General features: G+C 63.0%; 4 protein-coding genes and 1 pseudogene. 1 reads left to right on the top strand and 4 read right to left on the bottom strand.

Translation table 11 applies throughout. The annotated features are described in order from the left end of the window. A partial coding sequence (locus ENZ74_RS19325; protein ID WP_206522297.1) for a siderophore-interacting protein occupies positions 1–585 on the bottom strand: 585 nt, incomplete at its 3' end. 125 nt (positions 586–710) lie between these two features. Further along, a complete protein-coding gene (locus ENZ74_RS19320; protein WP_013529929.1) occupies positions 711–1,595 on the bottom strand; it encodes a LysR family transcriptional regulator in 885 nt (294 codons plus the stop codon). A 147-nt stretch (positions 1,596–1,742) separates the two neighbouring features. On the opposite strand from ENZ74_RS19320, the pseudogene ENZ74_RS19315 reads away from it, so the two are divergent. Then, positions 1,743–3,275, top strand: a pseudogene (locus ENZ74_RS19315) (MFS transporter). Positions 3,276–3,298: 23 nt separating this feature from the next. Here the strand turns inward: ENZ74_RS19315 and ENZ74_RS19310 are convergent. Together ENZ74_RS19310 and ENZ74_RS19305 are read right to left on the bottom strand one after the other, a co-directional pair. After that, positions 3,299–4,075 (bottom strand): esterase family protein, encoded by a 777-nt coding sequence (locus tag ENZ74_RS19310; protein WP_063168865.1) that lies wholly within the window; start codon positions 4,073–4,075, stop codon positions 3,299–3,301. Positions 4,076–4,079: 4 nt separating this feature from the next. Further along, entirely contained in the window at positions 4,080–5,246 is a 1,167-nt protein-coding gene (locus ENZ74_RS19305) for an ATP-grasp domain-containing protein (RefSeq protein ID WP_063168866.1), read from the bottom strand. Between the last annotated feature and the right edge of the window lie 516 nt (positions 5,247–5,762).

Below are 5,762 nucleotides of genomic sequence, written 5' to 3'. Positions count from 1 at the left end.
GTGCAGCACGAAATCGACATCGAGCCAGCCGCTTGCGGCATCCAGCGCCCGGATCGTGTAGACCCGCACGGCAAGAGCATCGTCGCCCGAAGGCCAGACAATCAGGCCGTCGGCGCCCATCGTCGGCCAGAGCGGCTGGCGGCCAGCCGGCGGCAGCAGCAGCCGCATGTGCAGGCCGCCATGGCTGAACCGGCCGAGATCCTTGCCGGCGAAGCGCAGACGCTGCATATGCGCCGAAATCCGCGTCGACGACATCACCGTGATCTCGCGGAAGAAGACCGGCGTGCCGGCGTCAACGCCGTCGCCTTGCCAATGAATGCCCCTGGTCGTGCCGAGATGTTCGGCGACATGGCCGGCAACCGTCATCTTCATGTAGGACAGGCAGGTTTCGTCGGACGCCGCGACGCGGATCAGTACGCTTTCATCATCGAGCGTGGCGCTCAACGAACCATAATAGAGGCGAAGCTCCCATTGGTCGGCGACGCCGGTGTCGATCTCGAATTCGCTGTGCTCGGCGCGCAGCCGGTCCATCACCGACCTGATCGCCGCGTCGCTGATCCGGGTTTGCGCGCTCAATTGGTCCATCATTCAAGTCCTATGCAACAGTTCGGGGCAAGCGCCGCAGCGCCCCCGCGGTCAGCGGCATGCCACAGCCGCTCAAGCGCTTCCACACAAACATGACTATCACTGTCATATTATGCGATGAACGCCTAGCGCGCCGCAAGGCGATCGGGAAGGAAATCGACGAACACGCGCACCTTCGGCGACAAATGGCGGTTGGAAGGCCACAGCATCCGGAACTGGCCACGGCCGTCGACATGACCGTCGAGAACGGTACGCAGCCTGTCTTCGTGCAGCGCCTCACGCACCAGGAAATCCGGCATGCAGGCGATGCCGAGGCCGGCGATCGTGGCGCCCTTCAATGCTTCCATGTTGTTGCAGGTCAGCATCGAGCGGATCTGCGGTTCAGCGCTTCCGGTTATGAACGGCCACTCCAGCAGCCTGCCGCTGTTGAGGAAGCGGAAGTTTATGCCGAAATGCCTGATGAGATCCGCCGGCTCGCCGGGTGTGCCATGGCGCTCGAGGTAGGAGGGCGCCGCGCACAGCAGCATGCGGAAGGGCGCAACGGGTCTCGACACGAGGCGCGAATCAGGCAGCTCGCCGCTGCGGATCGCGACATCGATGCCCTCGTCGATGACGTCGACGATCCGGTCGTTGAAATCGATGTCGAGTTCGATCTCGGGATAGCGGGCCATGAACTCCGACAACACCGGCAGCAACAGATGATAGGTGACGATCGGGGTGGATATGCGCAGCCGCCCACGCGGTGTTTCCCGTGTCCGCGACAGCATCGCCTCGGCATCGTCGATGTCGTCGAGGATGCGGCGCACCCGCTCGTTGAACAGCTTGCCCTCTTCCGTCAGGCCAATGCGCCGCGTGCTGCGCTGCAGGAGCCGCACGCCGAGTTCCTGCTCGAGCCGGGCGACACTTTTGCCGACAGCGGAAGCCGAGATGCCAAGCGCCCGTCCGGCAGCGACGAAATTGCCGAATTCGGCGGTGCGGGCAAAGGCCAGGAGCCCGTTGAGACGATCCATCGTGTCATTCCATTCGAGCGTTTCAGTCCGATATACCAGGAGATATAACACTATTCTTCCTGAAATGCCGACGACCTATCTTGTCATCACGACCGGCTCCGCAATCGCGCGGCCCACCGGCGAGTGCTGTTTCAGATAGGAAAATCCATGACTTCCAGGACCACAACCGGCTCTGCCGAGAGATGGCTCGTGCTCTTGTCCGTGTGCCTTGCCGCGATGACGATGCCATTGACCTTCACCGGTCCGGCCGTCGCTCTGTCGCGCATCGCGGCCGATCTCGGCGGCAGTCCCATCGAGCTCAACTGGGTGACCAACGCCTTCATGCTGACCTTCGGCGCCACCCTGATGGCGTCGGGCGCCCTGGCCGACAACCACGGCCGCAAGCGCCTCTTCCTCGTCGGCCTCTCCCTCTATATCCTGGCATCACTGGGCGCGATGCTGGCGCCGGACATCATCTGGTTCGACATCTTCCGGGCCGTGCAGGGGATCGGCAGTGCGGCCGCCTTCGCTGGCGGCGCCTCGGCACTCGCCCAGGAATTCGAAGGGCCATTGCGGCTGCGCGCCTTCAGCTTCCTCGGCACCAGTTTCGGCATCGGCCTCGCCTTCGGCCCGATCGCGTCGGGCCTGCTTATCTCCGCATTCGGCTGGCGGTCGATCTTTCTTCTGGTTGCGGCACTCGCGATTGCCGCCGCCATGCTCGGCCTGCGCACCATCAGGGAATCGCGCGACCCGGATGCGACGGGCCTCGACTGGGCGGGAGCCGGCACCTTCACGATCGCGCTGGCGTCGCTGACCTATGGCGTGCTCCAGGCGCCGCAGAGCGGCTGGGCTGATCCCCTCGTCGTCACGCTTCTGGCCGCTTCTATCATCTGTTTTGTCGCCTTCGTCGTTGTCGAGCGGCAAGCACAACGGCCGATGCTCGATCTCACGCTGTTTGCCTACCCCCGCTTCGTCGGCGTCCAGTTCCTGGCTGCGGCACCCGCTTACGCCTTCGTCGTCCTGCTCGTCCTGTTGCCGATCCGTTTCATCGGCATCGAAGGGATGAACGAGATCAAGGCCGGGCAATTGATGATCTGCCTCTCAGGTCCGCTGCTGATCCTGCCGATGCTCGCCGGCCAGCTGGCGCGCTGGATCGCACCGGCCACCATCTGCGGTGTCGGCCTGCTCGTCGCTGCCGCCGGGCTTGTCTGGCTGAGCCTGACACCACCGGTCGATAGTGCGCTGATGGCGCCGCTGATGCTGATCGGCGTCGGCATCGCTCTGCCCTGGGGATTGATGGACGGGCTTGCGGTCAGCGTCGTGCCAAGGGAGCGCGCCGGCATGGCGGTCGGCATCTTCAACACCACCCGCGTCGCCTGCGAGGGTGTGGCGCTGGCGATCGTCATGGCGACGCTTTCCGGCTTTGCCGCCGCGCAGCTCGCCGCATAAGGAATGGCATCTTCGACGGACGCAGCGGCGGCAGCCCAGTTGCTGGTGACCGGCAATCTCGGCGAAGCAGCACAACATTTGCCCCAAGCCGGAGCCATTGTTCTGGTCCAGGCCTACGAGACGGCGTTCGACAGGCTGCTGATCGTGTTGGCGGCGATCACCGTCGTCACCGCCCTTGTCGTCTTCCTTGGCCTGCGTCGCGTATCGGCTTCGGAGCGCGAAACCGCCCTGCCGGCATGCCAGGAAGGGTAGCCGTCAGCGGACGGGCCTCCCTATCAATCCAGCCTGTGCATCAGGTCGTCATCCAGCCAACGGCCGAAGAAATAGACCAGTTGCTTGTGCCACCACGGCCAGTCGTGGCTGACATCGCCGCCCCAGTAATCGACCCAGGCGGGAATGGATTTGTCGCGCAGGATCTGTTCCAACCTGCGCGTCTCGACCAGCATCCGCTCTTCCCAGGCGCCCTGCCCGCAGCAGAAGATCAGCCTGAGCGTCTTCAGCCGGGCCAGCAGTTTGGGATCGACGATGCCGGGCAGATAGTCGAGCGGCGAGTTGTAGAAGATATCGCCCTCGAGCGCCCTGCCGAAAAAATCGCGCGCCGAATAGACGCCCGACAGCGCGATGACGCCGCTGGCGAGTTCGGGAAAGCGGAAGACGAAGTTCGAGGAGTGATAGCCGCCCATCGAACAGCCCGAGAACAGCGGCTTCAGCTTGCGCCCGCCATTGGCCTGCTCGGCCGTGGACAGGAAGTCCGGCAGCGCTTCCTCGCGCACATAGCGGAAATAGGCCTCGTGGCGGGCAATGCGATGGGCCGCGTCGGCATGCTTGTCGAAGAAGGATTCCGAATCGACGCCGTCGACCGTGAACAGCTGGATGCGGCCGGTGTCGATGAATTCGGCCAGTGCGCCCACCCCGCCGGAATCCTCGAACTGGTAGAACCGGCCCTGCGAGGTCGGAAACACCACCACCGGCCGGCCGGCATGGCCGTAGCGCTTGTATTCCATGTCGCGGCCGAGTTGGCTCGAGAAATTCTTATGATAGGAAATGTCCATCGCCTCACGCCTTTTCCGCGTGGATGTACGCGACCGCTTCGCGCAGCGCTGCTTCGTCTTTCGAGCGCATCTGGTAGGCGTAATTTCCCATGGCGCGGCTGAAAACCTCTTCGATGGCCTGATGGTGGACGATCTTGTCGCGGTGCGCGGCTAGCACGTCCTCATGGCTGTGCAAATAGTGGAGGCGTCGCTTGCGGCTGGCATAGGCGGTGAAATATTTGCCCTCGTAAGGGCCGCCGGCGGCATCCCTGACCACCATGTCGGCCCACGCCGCATAGACATCGATGTCGAACGTATAGTTGATCGCATCGGTCATCCAGGCGCCGGGCGGGCGCATGTTGACCTCCAGCGCGATGACACGGTCGTCCTTGGTCTCGAACAGCTCGATGTGGAAGAAGCGTTCACGCACGTCGAATGCTTTCAGGATCTTTCGACCGGCCTCCTCGACCGCCGGGTTGATTCTGGGAAAGCAGGTATAGCTCATGTGGCGGTCCTTGTTGACCACCTCCATGACGCTCTGGTCGTAGCGGTGGCTGGCCGCCAGCACCACCTCGCCGTCGCGGTTGACCAGCCCGTCATAGGTCACCACCAGCCCCTCGATGAACTGCTCCATGACGAAGGTCACGTCCTCGGGCTTGTCCCGGAAGAACTGGTCGAGCTCCTTGGCGTTGGAGATCTTGAAGGTGTTCGATGCGCCGGAACCGCTGTCGGGCTTGACCACCACCGGATAGCCAACGCGCCGGATGAAGGTCATGGCCCCGGCGCGGTCGGAACATTTGCGCTGCGCGATGGTGTCGACGCCGCTCTTGCGGAAGAAGGCACGCATGCGGCTCTTGCGCTTCAGGTTCTTCACGAAATCGAGCTTGGTGCCGTAGATGTTGAAATCGGTGCGGATGTTGGCTTCCAGCTCCAGCCAGTGTTCGTTGAGCGATTCAAAGCGGTCGATGCGGCCCCACTTGTGGATGAAATGCCCCATTGCCCGGAACACCGGATCATAGTCCTCCATGTCGGCGACACGGTAGTACTCGCTGAGCGCCGCCTTCAGCTTGGCGTCGAGCGCGTCATAGGGCGCGTCGCCGATACCGAGCAGCCTGGCCCCGGCCTTCTTCAAACGGTCGCAGAAATCCGCGCCATTGGCGGGAAAATGCGGCGAGAAGAACACGAAATTCATGGACGACCCCTCCCGGCGACTGGACATCGCAACCCGTCGCCCAAGTCTGGCGCATTTGCCGCGCCTGGGGAAGAGCACGCGCGTCGGGGTGCCGCCCGTCTCAACCAGCCGACAGACAAATCGGACAACTCATCTGCTGCCTAATCCGGACGACTGCTTACGACACGGCCTGCCGAACTCAGCTGAACAAAGGCCTGGCGGCGGCAGTCAGTTCGGCGGTGTTGGCAGCCTTTGTGCCGAAAGTTTTTAATGATAGGAATTTTTTCTTGACTCCCTGCCCTCAGCTAAGGTACATTTTCATCCATGGTGCTGATTTGCGCCAGTGACCCGCCGCACAGGCGGGTTTTTCGTTTGACGCTTCGTCGGCCAACGCGCCGGCAAAGGCTCCGAAGAAGCCCGTTAACCCGGATTCGTTGTCCTGCACGGCCTGCGGCCCGCTTCATCCCCAGCCTCCATTCGCTGGCTATGAAACCGGACAACTCACGTGCTAATCCGGACAACTCATGTGCTTACGAC

It is taken from the genome of Mesorhizobium sp. M7A.F.Ca.CA.002.15.2.1 (genome assembly GCF_003998715.1).
Classification (GTDB): domain Bacteria; phylum Pseudomonadota; class Alphaproteobacteria; order Rhizobiales; family Rhizobiaceae; genus Mesorhizobium; species Mesorhizobium ciceri.
This window is presented reverse-complemented; position numbering and strand designations above follow the sequence as displayed.

Excerpts from the sequence above, each read along its gene's own strand:
- ENZ74_RS19320 (WP_013529929.1), bottom strand. The coding sequence starts at position 1,595 with ATGGATCGTCTCAACGGGCTCCTGGCCTTTGCCCGCACCGCCGAATTC.
- ENZ74_RS19305 (WP_063168866.1), bottom strand. The coding sequence starts at position 5,246 with ATGAATTTCGTGTTCTTCTCGCCGCATTTTCCCGCCAATGGCGCGGAT.
- ENZ74_RS19310 (WP_063168865.1), bottom strand. The coding sequence starts at position 4,075 with ATGGACATTTCCTATCATAAGAATTTCTCGAGCCAACTCGGCCGCGAC.